At 59.5% G+C, this 20,719-nt stretch carries 22 protein-coding genes; 6 read left to right on the top strand and 16 right to left on the bottom strand.

What is annotated here, in order from left to right:
* Positions 1–161: 161 nt before the first annotated feature.
* The gene (locus ISS99_RS04445; RefSeq protein WP_204630379.1) at positions 162–1,073 is read right to left on the bottom strand and encodes an SDR family oxidoreductase; all 912 of its coding nucleotides are present in this window, start codon (positions 1,071–1,073) and stop codon (positions 162–164) included.
* A 68-nt stretch (positions 1,074–1,141) separates the two neighbouring features.
* Positions 1,142–1,882, bottom strand: coding sequence for an SDR family oxidoreductase (locus ISS99_RS04440; RefSeq protein WP_239537659.1), 741 nt, complete (start codon positions 1,880–1,882; stop codon positions 1,142–1,144).
* 121 nt (positions 1,883–2,003) lie between these two features.
* On the opposite strand from ISS99_RS04440, the gene ISS99_RS04435 reads away from it, so the two are divergent.
* Positions 2,004–2,909, top strand: a complete 906-nt coding sequence (locus ISS99_RS04435) for a LysR family transcriptional regulator (protein WP_204630378.1) — start codon at positions 2,004–2,006, stop codon at positions 2,907–2,909.
* Positions 2,910–3,079: 170 nt separating this feature from the next.
* On the opposite strand, the gene ISS99_RS04430 is transcribed toward ISS99_RS04435, so the two are convergent.
* Positions 3,080–3,955, bottom strand: a complete 876-nt coding sequence (locus ISS99_RS04430) for a LysR family transcriptional regulator (protein WP_284343810.1) — start codon at positions 3,953–3,955, stop codon at positions 3,080–3,082.
* A 303-nt stretch (positions 3,956–4,258) separates the two neighbouring features.
* Between ISS99_RS04430 and ISS99_RS04425 the strand changes: the two genes are divergently transcribed.
* Entirely contained in the window at positions 4,259–5,125 is an 867-nt protein-coding gene (locus ISS99_RS04425; protein WP_204630376.1) for an NmrA family NAD(P)-binding protein, read from the top strand.
* A 204-nt stretch (positions 5,126–5,329) separates the two neighbouring features.
* Here the strand turns inward: ISS99_RS04425 and ISS99_RS04420 are convergent, their stop codons facing one another.
* From ISS99_RS04420 to ISS99_RS04365, 12 genes are all read right to left on the bottom strand, one after another.
* A complete protein-coding gene (locus ISS99_RS04420) occupies positions 5,330–6,061 on the bottom strand; it encodes an anti-sigma factor (RefSeq protein WP_204630375.1) in 732 nt (243 codons plus the stop codon).
* Positions 6,058–6,618 (bottom strand): sigma-70 family RNA polymerase sigma factor, encoded by a 561-nt coding sequence (locus tag ISS99_RS04415; RefSeq protein WP_204630374.1) that lies wholly within the window; start codon positions 6,616–6,618, stop codon positions 6,058–6,060. The genes ISS99_RS04420 and ISS99_RS04415 overlap by 4 nt, the downstream gene beginning before the upstream one ends.
* Positions 6,619–6,749: 131 nt before the next feature.
* A complete protein-coding gene (locus tag ISS99_RS04410; protein ID WP_204630492.1) occupies positions 6,750–7,271 on the bottom strand; it encodes a lipocalin family protein in 522 nt (173 codons plus the stop codon).
* 28 nt (positions 7,272–7,299) lie between these two features.
* Entirely contained in the window at positions 7,300–8,385 is a 1,086-nt protein-coding gene (locus ISS99_RS04405; RefSeq protein WP_425490429.1) for an SAM-dependent methyltransferase, read from the bottom strand.
* Positions 8,382–9,182: a DUF1295 domain-containing protein gene (locus tag ISS99_RS04400; protein WP_204630373.1), complete on the bottom strand. Its 801-nt coding sequence runs from the start codon at positions 9,180–9,182 to the stop codon at positions 8,382–8,384. Before ISS99_RS04400 ends, ISS99_RS04405 begins: the two co-directional genes overlap by 4 nt.
* On the bottom strand, positions 9,179–9,739 hold the full coding sequence (locus tag ISS99_RS04395) for a DUF2878 domain-containing protein (RefSeq protein ID WP_204630372.1): 561 nt from the start codon (positions 9,737–9,739) through the stop codon (positions 9,179–9,181). The genes ISS99_RS04400 and ISS99_RS04395 overlap by 4 nt, the downstream gene beginning before the upstream one ends.
* Before the next feature lie 12 nt (positions 9,740–9,751).
* The gene (locus ISS99_RS04390; protein WP_204630371.1) at positions 9,752–11,014 is read right to left on the bottom strand and encodes an SAM-dependent methyltransferase; all 1,263 of its coding nucleotides are present in this window, start codon (positions 11,012–11,014) and stop codon (positions 9,752–9,754) included.
* On the bottom strand, positions 11,011–11,814 hold the full coding sequence (locus ISS99_RS04385) for a DUF1365 domain-containing protein (RefSeq protein ID WP_204630370.1): 804 nt from the start codon (positions 11,812–11,814) through the stop codon (positions 11,011–11,013). Before ISS99_RS04385 ends, ISS99_RS04390 begins: the two co-directional genes overlap by 4 nt.
* The gene (locus ISS99_RS04380; protein ID WP_204630490.1) at positions 11,814–13,082 is read right to left on the bottom strand and encodes an NAD(P)/FAD-dependent oxidoreductase; all 1,269 of its coding nucleotides are present in this window, start codon (positions 13,080–13,082) and stop codon (positions 11,814–11,816) included. The genes ISS99_RS04385 and ISS99_RS04380 overlap by 1 nt, the downstream gene beginning before the upstream one ends.
* A 2-nt stretch (positions 13,083–13,084) precedes the next feature.
* Positions 13,085–14,047 carry an acyl-CoA desaturase gene (locus ISS99_RS04375; RefSeq protein WP_204630369.1) on the bottom strand — a complete coding sequence of 321 codons (963 nt, stop codon included), beginning with the start codon at positions 14,045–14,047 and terminating at the stop codon, positions 13,085–13,087.
* A gap of 85 nt (positions 14,048–14,132) precedes the next feature.
* Complete coding sequence (locus tag ISS99_RS04370; protein WP_204630368.1) at positions 14,133–14,900, bottom strand: hypothetical protein; 768 nt, start codon at positions 14,898–14,900, stop codon at positions 14,133–14,135.
* A gap of 200 nt (positions 14,901–15,100) precedes the next feature.
* A complete protein-coding gene (locus ISS99_RS04365) occupies positions 15,101–15,994 on the bottom strand; it encodes a LysR family transcriptional regulator (RefSeq protein ID WP_204630367.1) in 894 nt (297 codons plus the stop codon).
* Between the two features lie 139 nt (positions 15,995–16,133).
* On the opposite strand from ISS99_RS04365, the gene ISS99_RS04360 reads away from it, so the two are divergent.
* From ISS99_RS04360 to ISS99_RS04345, 4 genes are all read left to right on the top strand, one after another.
* Complete coding sequence (locus ISS99_RS04360; protein WP_204630366.1) at positions 16,134–17,009, top strand: arginase family protein; 876 nt, start codon at positions 16,134–16,136, stop codon at positions 17,007–17,009.
* 294 nt (positions 17,010–17,303) lie between these two features.
* Positions 17,304–17,759: a BP74-related protein gene (locus tag ISS99_RS04355; protein ID WP_204630365.1), complete on the top strand. Its 456-nt coding sequence runs from the start codon at positions 17,304–17,306 to the stop codon at positions 17,757–17,759.
* Between the two features lie 566 nt (positions 17,760–18,325).
* A complete protein-coding gene (locus ISS99_RS04350) occupies positions 18,326–19,165 on the top strand; it encodes an AraC family transcriptional regulator (RefSeq protein WP_204630364.1) in 840 nt (279 codons plus the stop codon).
* Between the two features lie 66 nt (positions 19,166–19,231).
* Positions 19,232–20,173: a DMT family transporter gene (locus tag ISS99_RS04345; RefSeq protein ID WP_204630363.1), complete on the top strand. Its 942-nt coding sequence runs from the start codon at positions 19,232–19,234 to the stop codon at positions 20,171–20,173.
* Positions 20,174–20,582: 409 nt separating this feature from the next.
* Here the strand turns inward: ISS99_RS04345 and ISS99_RS04340 are convergent, their stop codons facing one another.
* Positions 20,583–20,681 carry a hypothetical protein gene (locus ISS99_RS04340; protein ID WP_284343808.1) on the bottom strand — a complete coding sequence of 33 codons (99 nt, stop codon included), beginning with the start codon at positions 20,679–20,681 and terminating at the stop codon, positions 20,583–20,585.
* Between the last annotated feature and the right edge of the window lie 38 nt (positions 20,682–20,719).

The raw sequence follows: 20,719 nt of genomic DNA, 5'->3' as shown, positions 1-20,719 counted from the left end.
CAATGCGGACCTCGGATGTGTCCTGCAACTCGGGTGAAGAGGGCCCGGCATGAAAACGCGGCGCCGGGCCATACACGACGGAGCATCACGATGGAGGAACTCAGCAGGCGATTACCAAGGCAGCGTAGCGTCGAAACGTTCGGCATAGAACCACGTTGATTTCAACTAACCGATTGAGCGAGGTCTCGCGGATGAAGCAAATCGTCAAGGCCAATACGACGAAACAGTTCCGCCCGAACTCGGTCCGCAACACCGTTGACGATCTCGCAACCATCCTGAGATGGATCGATATGCGTGCGGAATGGACGCTTGCCAAAGGGCATATTCACAACCTCAACGATAGCGTCCGCAACAGCATCTGCGTTGGCGTCAGCCGGCTCTAGCGAAGCGAGACCTTTAAGACTTTGCTCTGGCAGGCCGGCATAAGGACCTTGATCGTATTCGGCAGCACGAGCCTGATCGGCGGGCGAGCCCGAATGGGAAAAATGATTGGTGCCCTTGGTAAACGCACCCGGCACGATGATCGACGTTTCGATGCCCCAGCGCGATAGCTCGCTGGCGTAGCTCACGGCGAGCGAATCCATCGCTGCTTTCGCTGCAAAGTACGGAGACAGATAAGGCGGCGTACCGCCACGCGCGCTGCTGCTCGAAACCCAGATCACCAGTCCTTGCTGCTGTTTGCGCAACTGCGGAAGCGCGGCACGGTTCACCCGTTGCGTGCTCAGCACGTTGATATCGTAGAGTTGGGCGAATTGCTCTGGCGTAAAGGCCTCGGCTGGCCCGAACGACATATGACCTGCGTTGTGGATGATTACATCGAGTCTGCCGTGCGCCGCGATGATCGTGTGGATGCCTGCTTCGCAGGATGCTTCCGAGGCGACATCCAACTCGACGGTACGCAGGTCGACAGCATGCTCGGCCGCATACTGCTGTACGGCGGCAACTTGCGGTGCATTGCGCCCCGTGGTTTCGCGCATGCTCGCGTAGACAGTATGACCGGCATGGGCCAGCGCTCGAGCAGCCAGCGCGCCGAAGCCGCTGGATGCACCGGTAATGACGATAACCTGCTTCATGATTGGGATTCCTTGTTTGCGAAGTTGAGAAAAAATGCGCGACGGCTTGCGCTGCCATTCCCGTGTGATCAGATGATTCCGCCGTTGGCGCGTAGTACCTGGCCGTTGACCCAGGCGCCATCGGGGCCCGCCAGAAACGCCACCGTATTGGCGATATCGCCAGGCTGCCCCAAGCGCTCAAGCGGAGCGAGTTTGGCGAGGCGATCGACCACTTCCTGCGGTTTGCCTTTGAGGAACAAATCGGTCGCGGTCGGACCCGGTGCAACGGCGTTGACAGTGATAGCGCGCCCGCGTAGCTCTTTGGCAAACACACTCGTCATCGCTTCGACGCCGGCCTTGGTCGCCGCGTACACCGCGTAAGTCGGTTGCAGCAACGCAACGACGCTAGAGGAAAAATTGATGATACGGCCGCCCGGGCGCAGGCGCGTTGCCGCTTCGCGCAGCGTGTTGAACGTACCTTTCAGATTGACCGCGATCTGGCGATCAAACGAGGCATCGTCGGTGTCGGCGATGCTGGCAAGGTTCATGATGCCGGCATTATTGACCAACACATCGATGCCGCCGAAAGCGGTCTCCGCGGCATCGAAAAGTCGACGTACATCGGCGGCATCGCTGACATCGGCCTTTGCGGCAAGAGTACGGCCGCCGGCCTGTTCGATCGCGCGCACCAAGGCCTCCGCCGGTGCGGCGCTTTCCGTGTAGTTCACGATGACGGTAAAGCCATCGTTGGCCAAACGTTGCGCGATCGCGGCGCCTATCCCGCGCGAAGCGCCTGTCACCAGGGCGACTTTCTGCATTGGCTTGTTCATGAGTTTTCTCCGGATTCCGGCCTTGTGCCGGCTTGGGGAGAACTCTAGACTTTCTAATTTGGTAAATAATCACCAAATTTATGGCAATATAATTCCGTATAAGCGAACAATAGTGTGGGCTATGGACCGTCTGGACGTCATGCGGCTGTTCACCCGGATCGTCGAACGGCAAAGCTTCACCCTGGCCGCACAGGATCTCGACTGGCCTCGTTCGACCGCCACCCAGGTGATCAAGGATCTGGAAAAGCGGCTGGGTGTGCGCTTGCTGCAGCGAACCACCCGCCATGTAAAAGCCACTCTGGATGGCGAGGCGTACTACCGCCGGTGCATTACGATTTTGGGCGATGTGGAAGATGCCGAGGCAGCCTTCAGTGACGCCAAACCGCGCGGCCTGCTGCGGGTCGATGTGCACGGCACGCTAGCGCGCCACTTCCTGTTGCCTGCACTACCGGGGTTTCTCACTTGCTATCCCAACCTTCAACTGCATATCGGCGAGGGTGATCGCCTGGTCGACCTGGTGCGCGAAGGCGTCGATTGCGTACTGCGCGTCGGCGACCTGCAGGACAGTGCGATGGTCGGACGGCGCGTGGCGCTGCTTGACGAAGTGACTTGCGCCAGTCCCTCCTATGTTGCGCGGCACGGCAACCCTCGCAGCATCGATGAACTTGCCGGGCACGTGAGCATCGGTTTTATTTCGTCGGCCAGCGGCATGGCATTGCCGCTCGAGTTCACGGTCAACGGCACGCTAAGAAATATCACGCTGCCGTCAACGGTGACTGTTACCAGCGCGGAAACCTACGTCATGGCCGCCAAACTCGGGCTCGGATTGATCCAGGTACCTCGTTATCACGTACAAGCGGACCTGGCGGCAGGAGCACTGATATCGGTGCTTCCCGACTTTCCGGCTTCACCCACGCCGGTATCGCTGCTTTATCCGCATAGCCGCCAGCTTTCACCACGCGTCCGCGTTTTTATCGACTGGGTGACTCAAGAGTTGGCCACGCCGGGTGAAAACATTCGGCCTTAGCGTCTTCTGGAATTCGTTGTAATAAATCTTCGGTCGTTGGGACATCTCGCAACACTCCCGTTGCGCGCGCAGTCTTCAGTGTGTTGCATCGACCGGCTGAATCCGAAGTCGAAAGCAGATATTTTCTCTATACGGCGTCTTGATGCGACACCAAGCGTCGAACAACCGCACTACTTACCGTCCGTCAGCTCGATAACGAAGTCAAGAAAGGCTCTTGTCTTCGCCGGCAGGAGGTGCCGCGACGGATAGTAAGCAAATAATGGATACCGCTCGTCTGCCCAATCAGGAAAAAGATTGATTAGGCGGCCATCGGCAATCAGATGCTCGGCCCCGAGTAGCAGCATTTGCGCAACGCCGGAACCGGCCAGGCATGCGTTGAAAAGTGCGCTGGGATCGTTGACCGTAAGGCGCCCTCGCGTGTCGATGGCGATGCGTTTGCGTTTGCGATGGAATTCCCACGAGAACGGCTTGCCGGTCTCCGGATTGCGAAATTCCAGGCATCGGTGCTTTTTGCTTGCAAGGTCTTCCGGTTTTGCAGGGCGCCCCCAGTGAGCGATGTACGACGGAGCTGCGACCGTAACAACCGCCGTGTCGAGCAGTTTTCGCGCGATCAAGGTGGATGCTTTGGGTTCGCCAAAGCGCAGGGCAAGATCGAAACCGTCCATGACCAGGTCGCCAAGATGGTCGCGCGCGATAAATTCGATTTCGAGATCGGGGTGTGCATCCATAAACGCATCGAGTCGTTGCCCGAGTATGGTTAAGTAAATGACCGGGTCCAGATTTATTCGCAGCTTTCCGCGCACCGCTGATGCGCCGCCCGCCGCGGCGGCAGCCGCTTCTTCAAGCCCGGCAAGGTGAGGCATGACCTGCTCATAAAAACGGCGCCCTTCTTCAGTCAGGGAAACCGAGCGCGTCGTGCGGTTGAAGAGCCGGATCTTCAGCTTCTTTTCCAGCCTGGCGATCGCACGACTGACGCCGGGCGGAGACATGCCCAGCACTTCTGAAGCCGCTGCAAACGTCCCTGCGTCGACGACGGCGGCAAACACGCTGATACCCCCGGACAACTTCTCGCTACTCGATCTCATGGCTGCTCGACTGAAGTTGGGCGATTGACCGCAAGCGGTCGTCAAAGGCCAGCACGCTGCATTGGAAATCGATGCCCGCCACCTGCGCCAAGCATGCTTTATTAGTGATTTTTTGTCATCTATCTAGTGCCATTCATGTCATTTCGTTGTGCTCGGCATTTCCCCAAAATGCGCCCAACCGAGACACTTCTCTCGTTCATCGATCGACCCTCGGTCACCACGGGCGCAGCCCCCACTCATTTAAACCAGCGAGGAGAAAGATTCATGTATGCCATTACGGGAATTACCGGCAAGGTTGGCGGAGCGGTTGCGAGCCAGCTATTAGCGGCGGGTCTGCCGGTTCGTGCGGTCGTGCGTGACGCCGTACGCGCCAAGGCATGGGCGGAACGGGGCTGCGAAATCGCAACCGCGCGCATGGAAGATGCGGCATCTCTCTCCGCCGCCTTTGACGGTGCGACGGGCGTTTTTATCCTGCCTCCGTCGGACTTCGATCCGGAACCGGGTTTTCCCGAAGCGCGTGCGGTGATAGAGGCCGTGTCCATGGCGATTTTGAAAGCGCGACCTGCAAAGGTGGTTTGCCTGTCAACCATCGGCGCCCAGGCCGGTGAGGCCAATCTGCTGACTCAACGCACCTTGATGGAGGCGGCATTGCGCGAGCTGCCGATACCAGTGACGTTCCTGCGGCCCGGTTGGTTTATGGAAAACGCAGCATGGGATGTTGCGCCCGCACGCGACCACGGCGTGATAGCCAGCTTCCTATACCCGCTCGACAAACCTGTGCCGATGGTCGCAACGGCGGACGTCGGACGCGTTGCGGCGACCTTGCTGCGGCAAACGTGGAGAGGCGTGCGCATTGTCGAACTCGAAGGCCCGCAGCGCGTGTGCCCCAACGAACTGGCGTCGGCCTTTGCTCTGGTGCTCAATCGCCCGGTGCGAGCCGAAATCGTTGAAAGGCAGACTTGGGAGACACTGTTCCGTTCGCAGGGCATGAGACATCCGCTGCCAAGGATGCGCATGCTGGACGGATTCAACCAAGGTTGGATCGATTTCGAAGGACACCCAGACGGCATCATTCACGGCGAGGTCGAGCTGGAAGCGGTCCTGCGCGAATTGGTGTCGAGCGCGATCTGAGCCAAACCGTCCTGGGTCGCACTGGCGACTTACTTCCATCATCGTCGGAGCCAGTATCTCAACTGGATGCAGCGCCCCCATGACCGCGATCGCGTTGCTAGATGATTAGGGACTGCCATAAGGGGAGGGCGGCTATGGCCGTGCTCTCAGCTGATAACGTCGATCAATAGAGCACGAACACAGAGCTGAGCAATTCAAGTGTGCCTAAACATCAGGTGCGGCTCCGATCTGGCCTTGTGCGACGACTGGACCAGTAGGTTGTCCGGTCGGCGAACCACCCAGCGGCTCCAGCGATACCGCGAGAATTGCAGTCGGACCGAGTTGGGAAAGTAGCGCAGGAGATAGCGACATGACGTTGGTGTCGTTTGGCTTGAATACGCCCACGGAAATGGGTTTTCCGCCGCGGGGAATCAGCCAGAGCTGCGTGCTGCGATTTTTCGTGTAAGCCGTTGGGCTGGCGGAGACCACAATCATTTCCTTGCGCGACAGATCCATGGTGGCGGTCCAGCCGACCACGCCATTGGTCTGCCTGATGCTCGATACCATCACGGTGTTCGCCACGATCTGCGGCGTCGGCACGGCCATGGTGCGGATAAGCACCACGATGCATGCAGCAGCGAGCACCGACGCACCCACGCCGATCCATTGCCACAAGCGCAGACTTTCAAGCAACGAACGACGCGGCGCGGGCTGGCGCGCTTCGCTCCATTTCAGGCTTTGGGTGATACGGATCCATACACGTGCCGGCGGTGTTGCATCCGGCAGCGTATCCGCCAGCGGAATCAGGTGACGTTGCCAACGTGCCACGGCGGTGGCGGCTTCTGCGTTTTCAATCATCTCGCGTGCCACAGCTGCGCGGGTATCCGCGTCCAGCACCCCGAGCACGTATTCGGCGTAACGGAGATTATTGCGATCGTCGTCGTTATGCGTATTCATGTTTCAAGGCACGTGCGAAGTTGCAGCAAGCCACGGCGGATCCAGCTCTTCATGGTGCCAAGGGGTACCTGTGCCCGGTGCGCCAGTTCGTGGTAGGTGTTGCCGCTGAAAAACGCTTCGCGGATCGAACGGCGTTGCTGCACATCCAGCTGCTGCAGGCATTCTTCCAGGCGTCGGTAGGATTGATGGCTTTCCACCTTGGCCACTGGCGTGGGCTCGTCGTCGGCGATGCTGTCGATGGCGAAGTCGTGATCCATTTGCACGTTTGCATGCTGGCGCAACCGGTCGATGGCCTTGTTACGTACCAGCGACACCATCCAGGTCATGGCGCCGGCGCGGCCGCGTTCGAAGGTCGCGCCACGCTGCCAGATGGAAACATAGGCTTCCTGCAACACTTCTTCGGCTTCGCGCGGATCCGTGAGCATTCTGAGGCATACCCCGTACAGGCGCGGCGACGATCGGCGATAGAGCTCGGCGAATGCCTCGCGATCGTGATCGCCAACGCGTAGCAACAATCGGTCGAGTTCTTCCTGATCGACAGTACGGGTAACACTCATGGGCAAAGAATCCTGGAGGGTTGGAAAGCCTGCGAGTGAGCGACGTCTGGAAACACGGCCCCATCTATAGCATGAAGGCCGGCTTGCCTGGCAGCGGCCGGCGCGGCTTTCACGTGCAGAAAACGTCAACGTCACGGCACCGCTTCCGGCCATTGCTGGGGCACCCGGCGCAGCTTGCCGGTGTCGTAGCCCAGCTCAGCGACCTTGCCGACGAGTTGGGCGTAGTCGTGCTCCGGCAGCGTTGGCGTGCGCGCCATGATCCACACATAGTCACGCTTGCTGCGGCCGACGATAACGGTGCGGTAGTTGCTTTCCAGGTACGCGATGACGTATTCGGCCTTGATCGGCCAGACAAACTGTTCACCCCAGACCGCGTTGCCGGTGCCGGGCTGCACCGTCCCGACAGGATGCATGGTTTTCACCGGCGCAGCGAAGCTGGCGTTGCGGTAGCGGAAGTCGGTGGCAATGCGGCCGTCGGCAAGCAGGGTGTATGACTCCACCGCGTTGTAGGCATGGCGTTCGGGAAAGCTTGGAATCGACGCGATCACATACCAACGGCCCATGTAGCGGGGCAGGTCTACCCGTGCCACGTGTGGCATGGGTTGCACTGCCGCGCAACCGGCCAACCCGATCACGGCAACAGCGCAGGACATGGTAGCGTTACGCAAGATATTCACCACTTCACTCCTGCCGCGAAAACAGATAGTGCGCGACCAGCCATTGCTGGCCTGAGTCATAGCCGAACAGCTCCGCACAGGCCATCCAGAACATCCGCCAGCGCTGGCACCACAGGTTGGCGTTTTCACGGCCATAGGCTTTGACCAGGGAGCGCATCACTTCGGTTTTGTTGGCGTCCTGGTTGGCCAGCCAGCCGTTGGCCGTGCGCTGGTAATGGCGGCCGTCCACCTTCCAGCGTTTTTCCAGGCTCAGGTCGCGCTGGAACCACAGCAAGGTATCCACCGATGGCATCAGGCCGCCGGTAAAGAAGTGACGGCCCATCCAATTGGTGTCGCCCTCCGTCTCGAACGGGTAGAGCAGGGTCCGGTGCGCAAAGATGTGTACGAACAACTTGCCACCCGGTCGCAGCCAGCTCGCAATACGGGCCAGCAAGGTTTCGTAGTTGCGCACGTGCTCGAACATTTCGATCGAAACACAGCGGTCGAAAGCTTCGACATCGATCGCCAGCGTGTTCACGTCGGCAGTGATGACCGTGACGTTGGAAAGACCGCGCGCGGCGCATACCGTCTGAATGTGCGTGCGTTGGGAATGCGAGTTGGATACCGCGGTGATGCGCGCGCGTGGATAGCGCTCGGCCATCCATAGCGTCAGCGAGCCCCAGCCACAGCCCAGTTCCAGAATGTCCTGTCCGTCACGCAGTTCAGCGCGTTCGCCATACAGTTCCAGCATCGCTTCTTCCGCCTGTGCCGGCGTCTCGTTGCCGGTGGGGTAGTAGCACGACGAGTATTTCATGCGCGGTCCCAGGCATGCCTGGAAGAACGCGGCGGGCAATTCGTAGTGCTGCGCATTGGCCGCGTCGGTGTGGATAGCTATCGGGCTGTGGCGCAGCAAGTCGATGCGCTGCTGATACTGCGCCGACTCCGCGGTCGAGCCCTGCGCAGATTCGTCGCGCAGCCGTTGCGCACAAAGTCGGCGGATGCCCAGGCGCACCACGGCATCCGGCAGCAGCCGGCGCTCAGCCAGGCCCAGCAAGCCTGCTGCCGCCTGTTCGGGACGCGGCATGTCTTGGACTGCGGCGGTGGTGGTCATGAGGCCTCCTTGGAAGAAGTAGGGGATCTGGGAAACCACGGCATGAACATCGGCGTGGTGCGTTGATAGTCGCGGTAGTCGTCACCCCGTTTGCGCAGGGCCTGGGCTTCCGTAAAGGTCACGCCGCTGATCCAGCGCAGAAACACATACGTGACGATCGGCCCCGACCATGCCAGCCACGCCAGCGGCGATCCCCACGCCAGCGCGACATAGGCGAACCAGTGCAGCCATTCAAAAAAGTAATTGGGATGCCGCGAATAGCGCCACCAGCCTTCGCGACAGGTCTTGCCGCTGTGCATGGGGTTGCTGCGGAATCGGGCCAGCTGCCGGTCGGCGCTGGTTTCGCCGGCAACAGCGATGATCCAGATGATTACGCCCAGGATCAGTGGGGGCGTCACGGCGTTTATGGGATTGCGTGCAACCGCGGTAAACGGCAAGGCGAACAGCACCACCAGTACGGCCTGGCCTTCGAAGAATAAAAAGAACTTCCCTTGATGGCTTTGCCAGTGCGAGCGCAGATGGCGATAACGCCCGTCCTCTGCTTCATGCAGCACGCGGCGCGCCAGATGCCAGGCGAGCCGTGCCGCCCACGCAGCACCGAGCAGCGCCATCGTGTATCGCGGCCATGGTTCGCCCGCACCACTCCATGCCATCCACACAGCGCCGAAACCGACGCCGATCGACCACAGCACATCCACGATGCCTGCATTGCTATGGCGCTTTTGCCAGCGCCATCCAAACGCCATGACGATCACCATGACGGCAAGCAGTACGCTTAGTTGCAGCGAGATGCTCATCGATGATGGGCTCCGGCAGAAATATGTGCGTTGCGAGTGGCCAAGGAAAATCGGCGAGCGCAGAGACCTAGTGACGGCAAGGCGATCGCCCAGCACACGCTCAACCAGATCAGTCCGCGCCACGCGGGATGCGGGAAATCGACGGCGCGCCATCCACGCTGCGCTCCCAGATATGCCAGCGGTGCGCCGATCGCGCCGAAGGCTAATGCCAGCCACCACCGATCACGAAGATAGGCCAGGCTTTGGTTGATGGTCATCGCAAAAGATAACCACAACACCAGAATCCACATCGGCGCACCGTGTGCAGGAATGGAGGGTGACGGCGTGGCGTAACATACCCAGTCCATGCGCACCGCAACGCCATCGATCAGCATGCCAAAGATCAGCGCCATGCCGAGAAGGCGCCATTCCGTTGAGCGCTTAGGCGCCAAAACCAACTGTGATGCCACAAAGGCCACTCCGACCAGCAAAGCAGGCCATATCCGGTCATGGGCGGCGCCGATAACGGCAACGAACCACACAAGCTGATAACCGATGATGTTAATCCAGCGCATCATGCGAGCGACCTGTCAGGTCCAACGCGGCTGCGAAGGCCGCGCCTGGGGTCGCGCCAACAGAAGGTGCGATACGCCGATCGAACGTTCGCGAAAACCACCCTCGCAATACGCCAGGTAAAACTCCCACAGGCGGATAAACCGTTCGTCGAAGCCCTGTGCACGAACGCGATTCAAGGATCGCCGGAAGCGTTCTTGCCATGCATGCAGGGTATGCGCGTACGAGAGACCGAAATCTTCCTGATGGACCAGCGCCAGGTCGCTGGCCTTGGTCTTGGCTTCCAGCATGGCCGCGATGGAAGGGATAAAGCTGCCGGGAAACACGTGCCGCTTGATGAAATCCACCGCTTTGAGCGCTTGCCGGTAGCGATGGTCTTCGATAGTGATGGCCTGGATCAGCGCCAAGCCATCGGGCTTGAGCAGTTGGGCGAGCTTGGAAAAGTAGGTGGTGAGGTACGGCGCACCGATCGCCTCGATCATCTCAATGGATACGAGGCGGTCGTAGCGGCCTTGCAGGTCGCGGTAGTCCTCCAGCAGTAGTGTGACCCGCTCGCTCAGCCCGGCTTCGCGTACACGCCCGGCCGCGTACGCATGCTGCTCGCGGGAAATCGTGGTAGTGGTGACGCGGCAGCCGTAGTGCCTGGCGGCGTGAATGGCGAAGCCGCCCCAGCCGGTGCCGATTTCCACAACGTGCATGCCTGGTTGCAAGCCGAGTTTGCGGCAGACGACATCGAGCTTGCGGGTCGACGCCTGCTCCAGCGTATCGCTGGCGCCCGCCCACAACGCAGACGAATACATCATGTCGGACGAAAGAAAGCACCGGAAAAAGTCATTACCGAGATCGTAGTGTTGCGCGATGTTGCGGCGGCTTCCGGCATGGGTATTGCGCCGCTTTGCATGCCATAGCTTGAGCACCGCGCTGCCCAGGCGAGCCAGGCCACTTTCCATGCCGTCCAGCAGATCGCGATTGCGTACGAGCAGGCGCACCAGCCCGACCAGGTCATCGCAGTGCCAGAGGCCGTCACCGTAGGCATCGCCTGCGCCCACGCTGCCTTGCATAGCCACGGCGCGGTAGAACGTGGCGTCGCTGACCGTTACGTGCACGGTCAGCGGATCATCGGATGTGTTGCCAAGGTCTACGTCGCCCCACGCATCGTGCAGGACGAGTCGGCCATGGCGAAGGCCCTGCAGGCTGGCGACGAGACGGTCGCGCAGAAAGCGGCCCTGTGCTGGTGCGGTGGTGGATGAGCGAAGTGCGGAAGACGCGATCTCATTCATGGGAGATCCCTGAGCTTGGAAGGGGTGTTAAGTGCTGCGGTGTGAGCGGGATGGTCGTAAACCGGATTGCGTTTCAGCCAAAGCCGCAGCGCCTGCCAGTGGATAGCGCCGATAACTTGCGCGGTCATTAGCGGAAAACGCCACAACACGCGTGCGAGCGAAGCGCTGTCCAGCGGACGGCGCGTCAAGGCCAGCGTGGCGTCGAAATCCGGCCCTTCATCGGCTAACACTTTCATGTGTACGCGAAGATCGTCGGCGGGTGGTGTAAAGCGCCAGTCGTAGCGACGCTTCATCGCCATGAAGGGCGACACGTGGAAGTCTTTGTTGAAACGCCAGTGCAGTGCGCGGCCGTGTTTATCGGCCTCGTCCATCGGCAATACATAGGCGTACCGTTCATGCCATGGCGTATTGGTGATTTCCGCCACGATGCCATCCAGCGTGATGCCATCGCTGGCATAGCAGTAGTAGAACGCGACCGGGTTAAAGGCGTAGCCTGCGTATCGCAGATGGGCAAGCATGCGTACCGGACCACCCGGCCTCTTTCCAGTACGCTCGGCGAACCGCTGCCTGACTGCTTCGGCAAGGGGCAGGTCGGTCGGTCCCAGATAATCGCTGCGCCGCCACTCGGCGAGATTGGGACGATCCGACGACCACAGGCGATGCCCTTCGAACACGTGATCCAGTTCGTCCAGATCCAGGTAGAGCTGTGCCATGCGATAGGTGAAAGCATGGGCATGCGGTCGATGGCGCCGATGCGTCACCTGGCCTTCGTATACGGCACTGGCGAGTGTCGAGGTCATCACGCGGCCGCCTGCACCTGAGCAGCAGCACCCATGCGCTGTATCTCGGCTACGGCATCCGCCGCACTGCGCATGCCGTCTTCATGGAATCCCCAGCCCCAGTAAGCACCCGCAAACCAGGTCCGGCGCCGGCCCTGAATCTCCGATTTGCGCCGTTGCGCGGCGACCGCAGCTGCGTCGTAGACAGGGTGGTGATACGTCATCCGGTGCAGGATGCACGTTGGATCGATGGCCTCGGTGCGGTTGAGCGTGACGACAAACGGGCGGGGTGACGAAATGCCTTGCAGCAGATTCATGCAATAGCTGACCGTGCAAGCCTGATCTTTGCCCGCTGGCACATACGCATTCCACGCCGCCCAGGCATTGCGACGGCGAGGCAGCAGGGAGGCATCGGTGTGCAGCACCGTATCATTAGCCTGATAGCGGATCGCGCCGAGCACATCGCGCTCGGCCGGACTGGCATCGGCGAGCAGCGCAAGCGCCTGGTCGCTGTGGCAGGCGAGCACGATGTGATCGAACGATTCGGTTCCGTAAGGTGTGGCGACATCCACCACATCGTCGCGGCGTCGTATGGAAGTAACTGGACACGCAAGGCGTTCGTGCACACGCCAGCGTTTTCGCATCGCGGTGACATAGGTGTTCGAACCGTCTTGCACGACGCGCCATGGTGGCCGCTCGGCGATCTGCAACATCTGGTGATTGGCCATGAACTGCACCAAGTAGAGCACCGGAAACGACAGAATCTGTGCGGAAGGCGACGACCACAGCGCCGAGGCCATTGGCACCAGATGATCGTCACGGAAGGCCTCGCCATAGCGATGTTCGGCGAGGTAATCGCCCAGAGTCTGGCTTGATCGCACCTGCTCCAGCAATGCCGGCGCTTCGCGATAAAAACGCATCAGGTCCCGCACCATGCCGAGGAAGCGTGGCGACCACAGATTGCGCCGCTGGCAGAACAACTGGTCGAGAGTGCCGGCGTTGTATTCCAGGCCGGTAGCAGCGTTCTGGACGGAGAAGCTCATTGTGGTGGGCTGGCTTTCCACGCGCAGTTCGTCGAAAAGCTGGCTCAGCAGCGGGTAGTGTGCGCGATTGAAGACGATAAAGCCGGTATCGATGCGATAGGCTTGCCCGTCCTGCTGCACGTCGTGCGTGTGGGTGTGCCCACCCAGATAGTCGTTGGCTTCGAACAGGGTGACGTCCTGCGAGCGCGACAACATGTAAGCACTGGCCAGCCCGGCGATGCCAGATCCGATCACGGCGATACGCATGCTCAGTACCTCGCCTTGCGCGCGATCCAGGCAGGCACTGGCTTCAGGTTCCATACCAGCCCGATTGCGGCGAGCAGCCGCAAGCCGTACCAGGTGAGATCGATTTCCCACCAGCGGAAGCCTTGTCGTGCGGAGCCCGGATAGAAGTGATGGTTGTTGTGCCAACCTTCGCCGAACGTGATCAGCGCGAGCCACACGTTATTGCGGCTGTTATCGCGCGTCGCAAAGCGGCGTCTGCCGAAGCGGTGCGCCAAGGAGTTGATCGTCACCGTTGCGTGAAACAGCACCACGGTGGAGATAAAGAATCCCCACGTCAGCATCTGTCCACCGCTGGTGCCCAGCATCGGCGCGTAGCGATGCAGCAGGGTACCGACGAGATATAGCAGCACGGCGAGTGCAACGGGTACGGCGGTATCGTAGCGATCCAGCCAGCGCAGTTCGGGGTAACGGCTCAGGTCGGGAACGCGGGCAAGGTCGGTGTGGAAGGCGCGTGGCGTCAGGAACCAGCCCATGTGGCTCCAGAGAAACCCGAACACCGTGGGCGAGTGAGGGTCCAGTTGCGTATCGGCGTGGCGATGATGGTTGCGGTGATGCGCGGCCCACCAGAGCGGCCCTCGCTGTACGCAGGCCGCGCCGATCACTGCAAAAGTGAATTGCACCGCACGCGAGGTCTGAAAGGCGCGATGCGAAAAGTAGCGGTGATAAAAGCCGGTCAGGGCGAACATGCGTAGCGCATACAGCGCGGCGGCCACCGCCAATGCAACCGGCGATACGCCCACCCAGAACACCGCCAGACAGGCCAGATGAAGGATCACGAACGGCGTGGCACGCAGCCAGTCGATGCGTGAGCCCAGTGCGCCGGCCTGATCCGGACTGCCTTGCGTGTCGAACCAGTTGAGCAGGGATGCAAGCGTGCTGGGCGATGGCCGATCCACCGGGCGGGCAGGGAGCTCAGACCGTTGCATGAGGGTGTCCAGAAAAGGGGGGCTCACAGAGATATACGGAGCAAAGCGCCGGACGGATGCAAAAAACTTTTGCGGCGGCGTGGGGTCAGGGCGGGCAGCGATTCACCAGGGGAAGGTCGGCGGCCTGCCGTATGTCCTGCACCGTGGGTGCAGGCTGTTCCGCCGAGGCCGGAAACTCGATCCGCACGGTCTGACTACCACCGTTTGCATCGTGGATATTGCTGATGCCTTTGAATTGCATCAGCCGCCGGTCGGCCGTGTCATAGATCAGGTCGATCGAGGGCGCGGCAAAGCTGTACCAGGCATCGAGACTCAGGCGGATGCGACGCGTGCCAGCATCGGACGATGTATCGGCGAGGCGCAGGCCCAGATAACCCAGCCGGCTTGGCACCAGAAAGGCTAGGCGGACCTGTGGGTCGAGGCTGTCGAAGTGTTCGCGTACATAGGCATCAAAACCTGCATCGATGACCGCGTTAACAGGCATATCCAACGGCGCCGATCGCATCGGCGAATGGTCGTTTTCCTGGACGTAGACCTTGCGTGCCCCAGGCGGGCCGGATACCCCTTCGCGGTAGCCAGTACGCGCGTCAATCAGGTCGAAGTCGGGAGCGGATGCCGACGACACATCCCGCACCCATTTGCGTGCAAACGGCTGACCGGACGGACAACGATAAAGAACCAGCCGCGTGCGCTGATCGTTTTGGTCGAACACGAAGTGCTCTTCCAGATACAGTTTTTGACCGCCGTGGGCGTCGTATGCAATACCAAGATAATGCAGATTATCATTTGCAGTGGCTACCCATGAAAAGGCAGCAAAGATGGCGATCCAGGCTCCGCGTAGATAATTCCGCATGGCTGGCCGTACTCCGACAGGGGCTATATCTACCTATACGGAGCGGTGATTGCTTTGGATGCACCAGGGGAGGGGGGCTATCGTTGCCGGCCACGGAGGCGATGAGGGGGTTTAATCGCTTTCAGCTTTGCTGCGAAGAGGCGTCGTGACGCTCCGATGGTTAGGGGTGGTTATCGCGCGTAGTGCATGGCCGTCTTGAGCTAGCCGATCTTCTCCAACTCCGACATGACGACTTGCAAGACCGGAGAAGTGGCGACGGCGGTTCGCAGCACCGCGTAGATGTGCCGTCGAAGTGGCATGCCACGGACGGTATGGATCGTCACGGCTTTTGTATTGCTGAAGCGAAGTCCCAGGGTAGGTACAAACCCCACGCCAAGACCCGCAGCAACCATGCGAAGAAGCAGATCGTAGTCGTCTACCGTGTGGGCCATTTTAGGTGCGAAGCCGGCAGCAGCACATGCTCGCTCAGCCAAAACAAGATCATCGGTTTGGCGGCTGCCGACGATCCATTCTTTATCTGCAAGACTTTTCAAGTCGAGAGGACCAGGCTTCGTCTGCCAGCACTTGGGCAAAGCTAGAACGACGGGTTCATCCGCAAGTTTGCGTGATGTCATACCCGAAAGGTCGGGTCGAGGGACCAGGTCGTAGGTGAACTGCACCGCAATATCACACCGACCCTCACGCAAGGCCTCGATGGCATCGGGTGTTTCGAGTTCGTGAATGCAAATCCGCAATTCGGGAAAACGCATCTTGAGACGGGACGCCACCGGAACAAGGTGTGCTTTCGCGAAACTCGAAAAGCAGGCGATAACGCATTCGCCATAGGGTTTTCCATGAGCTGTCTGAAGATCGTGCTCCGCCACTTCGACCGCTTGAAGAATAGTTTCGGCATGCAAAGCAAGCCGCGCGCCGGCGTCAGTCAATTGCACGCGTCGTCCGATGCGATCCAGCAGGATCGTTCCCGTCTCTCGCTCTAGCGTTGCGAGTTGTTGTGATACCGCGGACGACGTCATCCCGAAAGCATCGGCCACGGCAGTCATCGTGCCACGGTAAGTGAGTTCACGAAGTAGACGAAGGCGGGTCAAATCAATCATAAAGATATTCTTACATATTATCTAAGTTATATGAAGTAGACCTAATTAATTTGGCGACATATGCTCGAACTCAAGCTCAAATTGCGCACTGGAGTCGCGCGAAGGGCTATCCGATAATTCGACAAGACGAGACACAAATATGACCGCCATCTCTCTGTTAGGCATTCCTCATGACGCCAACTCTTCTTTCATGCGGGGATCCGCTAGTGCGCCCGCATACATACGGCGTGAGTTGTTTAGCGATGTGTATAGCTCATGGAGCGAAACGGGCGTAAACCTCGGTGCGCCAGGCAGATTGGTGGATCGCGCCGATATCATCTTCGATGAAAAGTCCGACCCTTGGGATCTCATCGAGCACGCGGTAGCTCAAATAATGGAGTTGGATGGTCCATTGATCTGCCTTGGTGGTGACCATGCCATCACTCACCCAATCATGCGGGGTGTTCGCCGGCACCACCCTAAGTTGACGATACTGCACATCGACGCACACCCTGATATCTACGATTGCTATCAAGGCAACCCGCGGTCTCATACTTCTTCTTTCGCACGCATCATGGAGGAGCGTCTTGCGGATCGCTTGATACAGGTAGGTTTGCGCACCATTAACGATCATCATCGTGCGCAGTTTGAGCGCTTTGGTGTCGAAGTGATCGAGGCAGGGCGCTGCCACGACGATTTGCGACTTGATATTGCTACTCCGATCTACTTGTCGATAGATATCGATGGGCTCGATCCCGCTTACGCGCCAGGCGTCGCGCACAGAGAGCCGGGCGGCCTATCTCCGCGCCAGGTCATCAACCTCATTCATCGCTTGACGTCGCCCATCGTGGGTGCCGACATTGTTGAGTACAATCCCAGTTGCGACATCGCCAACATCACTGCCACCGTAGCTGCGAAGCTGGTCAAAGAAATCGGCGGAATGATGATAATGAACGCAAATGCACAACTCACTCCCAAAGCGAACGTCGCGGAGACAGCAACCGATGGCGTTTCGGTGCTGGGGGAGGAGGGTTAGCAATTGTTATCGAGGGTAGGGCAACGGAGGTTTACCGCGGGTCTGGGCAGAAAGTCACGGCCAGAGGCGGCAAAATCCCAAATGAAGCCGGCGATCTGGATTGTCACGCGCGAGCCACACGTGACGTGAAATCCGCGTTGAAGTGACACCCCAAAAACCAGGGATTCCCGATGGCCTGCGGATCGCCATAATCGTGCCAACTCGCGTACGCCGGACCTTTCACTTCAGGGTGGATCACGTTCCGTGAAGCATGGCTGCGATTCGAGTCGACCAAACAACCGAATGGGGAAGCTCATGAACAAGCTACGTATGATCTGTGCTTTGGCAGTGGTTGTTTCAACCGTATCGATGGGGGCGCAAGCGCAGGAGCGTTACTTCCGCATGTCTGATGGACATCCAGCGAACGATTTTATTTTTATGCTCAAGGATCCTGCAAAAATCAAACAGGCAGAATCCATTATCGCTTGCTCCAAAGATCCCGCTTGCAGGAGCAAAGGCTTGCCGCACGTCAGCGGCACCATCGTCATATCCAGTGCTCCGTACAATTCGCGCTGGGGCTTTCATTACGAGCCAAAGACGATTGCTTTCCCAGATTTTTCCGTAGAAGTCTGCGACGCCAATACTTCATATGTGCAGGAGCATCTTGCCGAGGTTGGCGGCCATTTTCTTCCAGGTAATCGCTGGTGCCCCTGGGGACAGCGCGTCGTTGAAGACGTGACGGCGACGATATCGTCATCGGGCGGAAACTGAAAAGTGGCCCAGGGCAAATGGCAGGATTGACCAAGACTTATGGCGGCTTCGGCCCAGATTTCTTCGTCGTAGCCCGGCCACCGTATAGCTGGCTCGGGCTATGGCGTTCCGAGCGCCATGCACCCGAGGTAGTTGCCAGGGGTCTCTACTGACAGTTCGCGCAACTGACGACCGATGAGACGGTAATCAGATGAGGGGACAGAAAGCACTTTCGCCAGGTCACCGTCGCGAGCTTCCCGAATTGCGTTGGCGACTTGAGGTTTCGTCTCGGCGATGAGGGACAGCGTCTGATCGCTAATCACGTGCCCATGTCGTCATTTTTTGCATCCGCCCGTTGGGAATGCGCGTTTTTGGCGCCCATCTGAATCGACTTTGCCATGTGGCGAGTTCAGGTGGCGCTATCGGTGAACTTTGCCAAGGAATAGACCAATATGGCTGCGCGTTCATTCCAGCGTTTGCCGCGCAGAGAGGATATTTAACTTGATTTTCCAGGTAGACACTGTTTCCTGGTATTTAACGAAGGTACGCTACTCATGCGCGGGGCTAGGGCGGAAGAGATCCGATCAATGGCTAAGGCGAATCGCTTAACGACATCCGGCATCGCCTTTCACGAAGTTGCAATCAGCGGCATCGATGCCATGACGGCGGATACGGACTGGTCGTTTGGTCGCCACACCCACGACCTTTACGGGATCGGTGTCATTGACCGCGGGGGCCACAATTCGGCCAGCGATAGACGGCGCGTGGAAGCTGGCCCCGGCGACATGATCCTGGTGAATCCGGGCGAGGTTCACGATGGGCGGCCGGTCGGCGATAACGGTCGAGCCTGGCGAATACTATACGTCGAGCCGAAGTTGATCCTTGGCATCCAGGACGATGTCACCCTCTCTAACGGCAGGGATTTTCCGTGGTTCTCACCGGTTATTACCGAGGCTGAAGCCCCTGATTTGCAGGTGGTTTTTGATGCTTTCTTCCGGCACGTGGTTGAATCGGACAAGGAAGCATCCGAAGCCAGCATGCTCGTGCTTATCGCGCGGTTGCTTGGGGGGCTTGGGCACCGCATACCGGTGATAACTTCGTCGGCTACAGGGATCCTGCGAGCGAAAGAGCTGATCCTCGATGATGTCGGCGCAGAATTGTCGCTCTCACGGCTGAGCGAGGTTACCGGTCTTAGCCGCTATCAGCTCCATCGCGGGTTTCTGCGTGAATTCGGGCTTACTCCGCATGCCTACGTGACCCAAGCGCGCATAGCGCACGCGCGGCGCCTGATTCGCGCTGGCATGCCGTTAGCCGAGGCGGCTGCGGTGGTTGGCTTTTGCGATCAAAGCCATCTGAACCGGTTGTGGGGCAGCCAATTCGGCATTCCGCCAGGTGAATACGCCAAGCGGCACTCGCCCGCACATTGATCCAAGACCTTCGCATGCGTGGCCCACGACGATCACGGCCGTACCCATTGCCGCGGATCGGCGCTCATGAATCGACAATACATAGGCCGATTGTACCTGGCCCTCGCCATGATCACGGTGGGCAGCACCACCGTCGCTAGCAAGCTTATCGGACAGGGGTTATCCCCGGTCGTGGCCACCGCGCTACGCTTCTCGCTTGCGTTCCCGATCTTTCTTGTGCTGATGCGACTGACACGCAGCAAGCTCACGATTGCGGGGTGGCGGGATGGACTGCTGCTTCTGGCGCAGGGGGCCGCCGGTAGCGTCGGCTACAGCATCCTGCTTATCGGGGGCTTGCAACACACCACCGCGACCGATGCCGGCCTGATCCTTGGGTTGTTGCCAGGCGCATCTGCGCTGTTGTCTATGACGTTCCTGCGTGAGCGGACTTCACGGCTCGTCCCTGTGGCAGCCGGCCTCGCCACGTTGGGTGTGTTGCTGGCATCCGTCGGTACCATCTCATCTGGCGCCGCTCATCGTACGCTGGAAGGCGATGTAATGGTGTTCGGCGCCGTCGTTTGCGAAAGCGCTTTTATCCTGCTCAACAAGCGGCTGCGCCAGCCCCTTGCGCCACTCGTACAATCAACGGTGATGTCAGGATTGGGGCTGTGCCTAACGCTCCCATTCGCAGCGTCGACGCTCAAACACGACGTGCAAATGGCCGGATCAGAACCTCTTCTGGGCGTTCTCTACTATGCCATCGTGCCCACAGTCGCTGGGTTTTGGTTGTGGTATGCAGGGTCGTCTCGTGTCAGCGGCTCCGAGGCGGCAGTCTTTACCGCGCTTGCACCGTTGAGTTCGGCCGCCCTGGCTTACTTGTTCCTGCACGAGCCTCCGACGCCCGCGCGTGTTGCTGGCTTAATTCTGGTTGTTTCAGCGATTCTGTTGCTTGGATTAAAAAAACCTTTTGAAAAAGACCGTCGGCAGGATCCAGCCCGCGTGCCAGGTGAGAGCGGGCGTCAATGCTGAGCACACTCGTCTTGGCGGCAGCCATGGGGTTGTGATGGGAATGCGGTGCGCCTGGGCCACTTGCAGTGAGTCCGTGCACGGAGCCGGTATGACACGTCCAGTTGGAGGGCGACGTCATCAGCGCCGAGATGTTGCACTCGCATGCAGATACCTCCGACGATAAGGCGCTTGGACCTGTGGTGTTCAAGGTGCCGGTCAACGAGGTTTTGGACCGGGCAGATTGTACGCGCAGGCCGGGGGCAGGGGCTGCGGTAACCAGGCTCAGCAGCTCGGCAGCATCCGCTACACGACTCTGTTTAATCCAGGTGCTGAATGATCGTTTTTGGCCGTGGCTAGGCGCCAAGGTGCGCGATTAGGGGCTGTTATCGGAGGTAAGGCGCGTATTAACTCCCAGCCCAAGAAAAACAAGTCAAACAATCGAACGCACCACTCCTCCATCCGCGGGCGCGGCAGCGGCGGTCGTGGCGGATGCTTGCTCTGACGCAAGATACGTACTCAGGTTGGCCACTTCTTCTACGGTCGCCAACCGCTTGATGAGTGATGTGG

This window comes from Dyella mobilis (assembly GCF_016904945.1).
Taxonomy (GTDB): domain Bacteria; phylum Pseudomonadota; class Gammaproteobacteria; order Xanthomonadales; family Rhodanobacteraceae; genus Dyella_B; species Dyella_B mobilis.
This window is presented reverse-complemented; position numbering and strand designations above follow the sequence as displayed.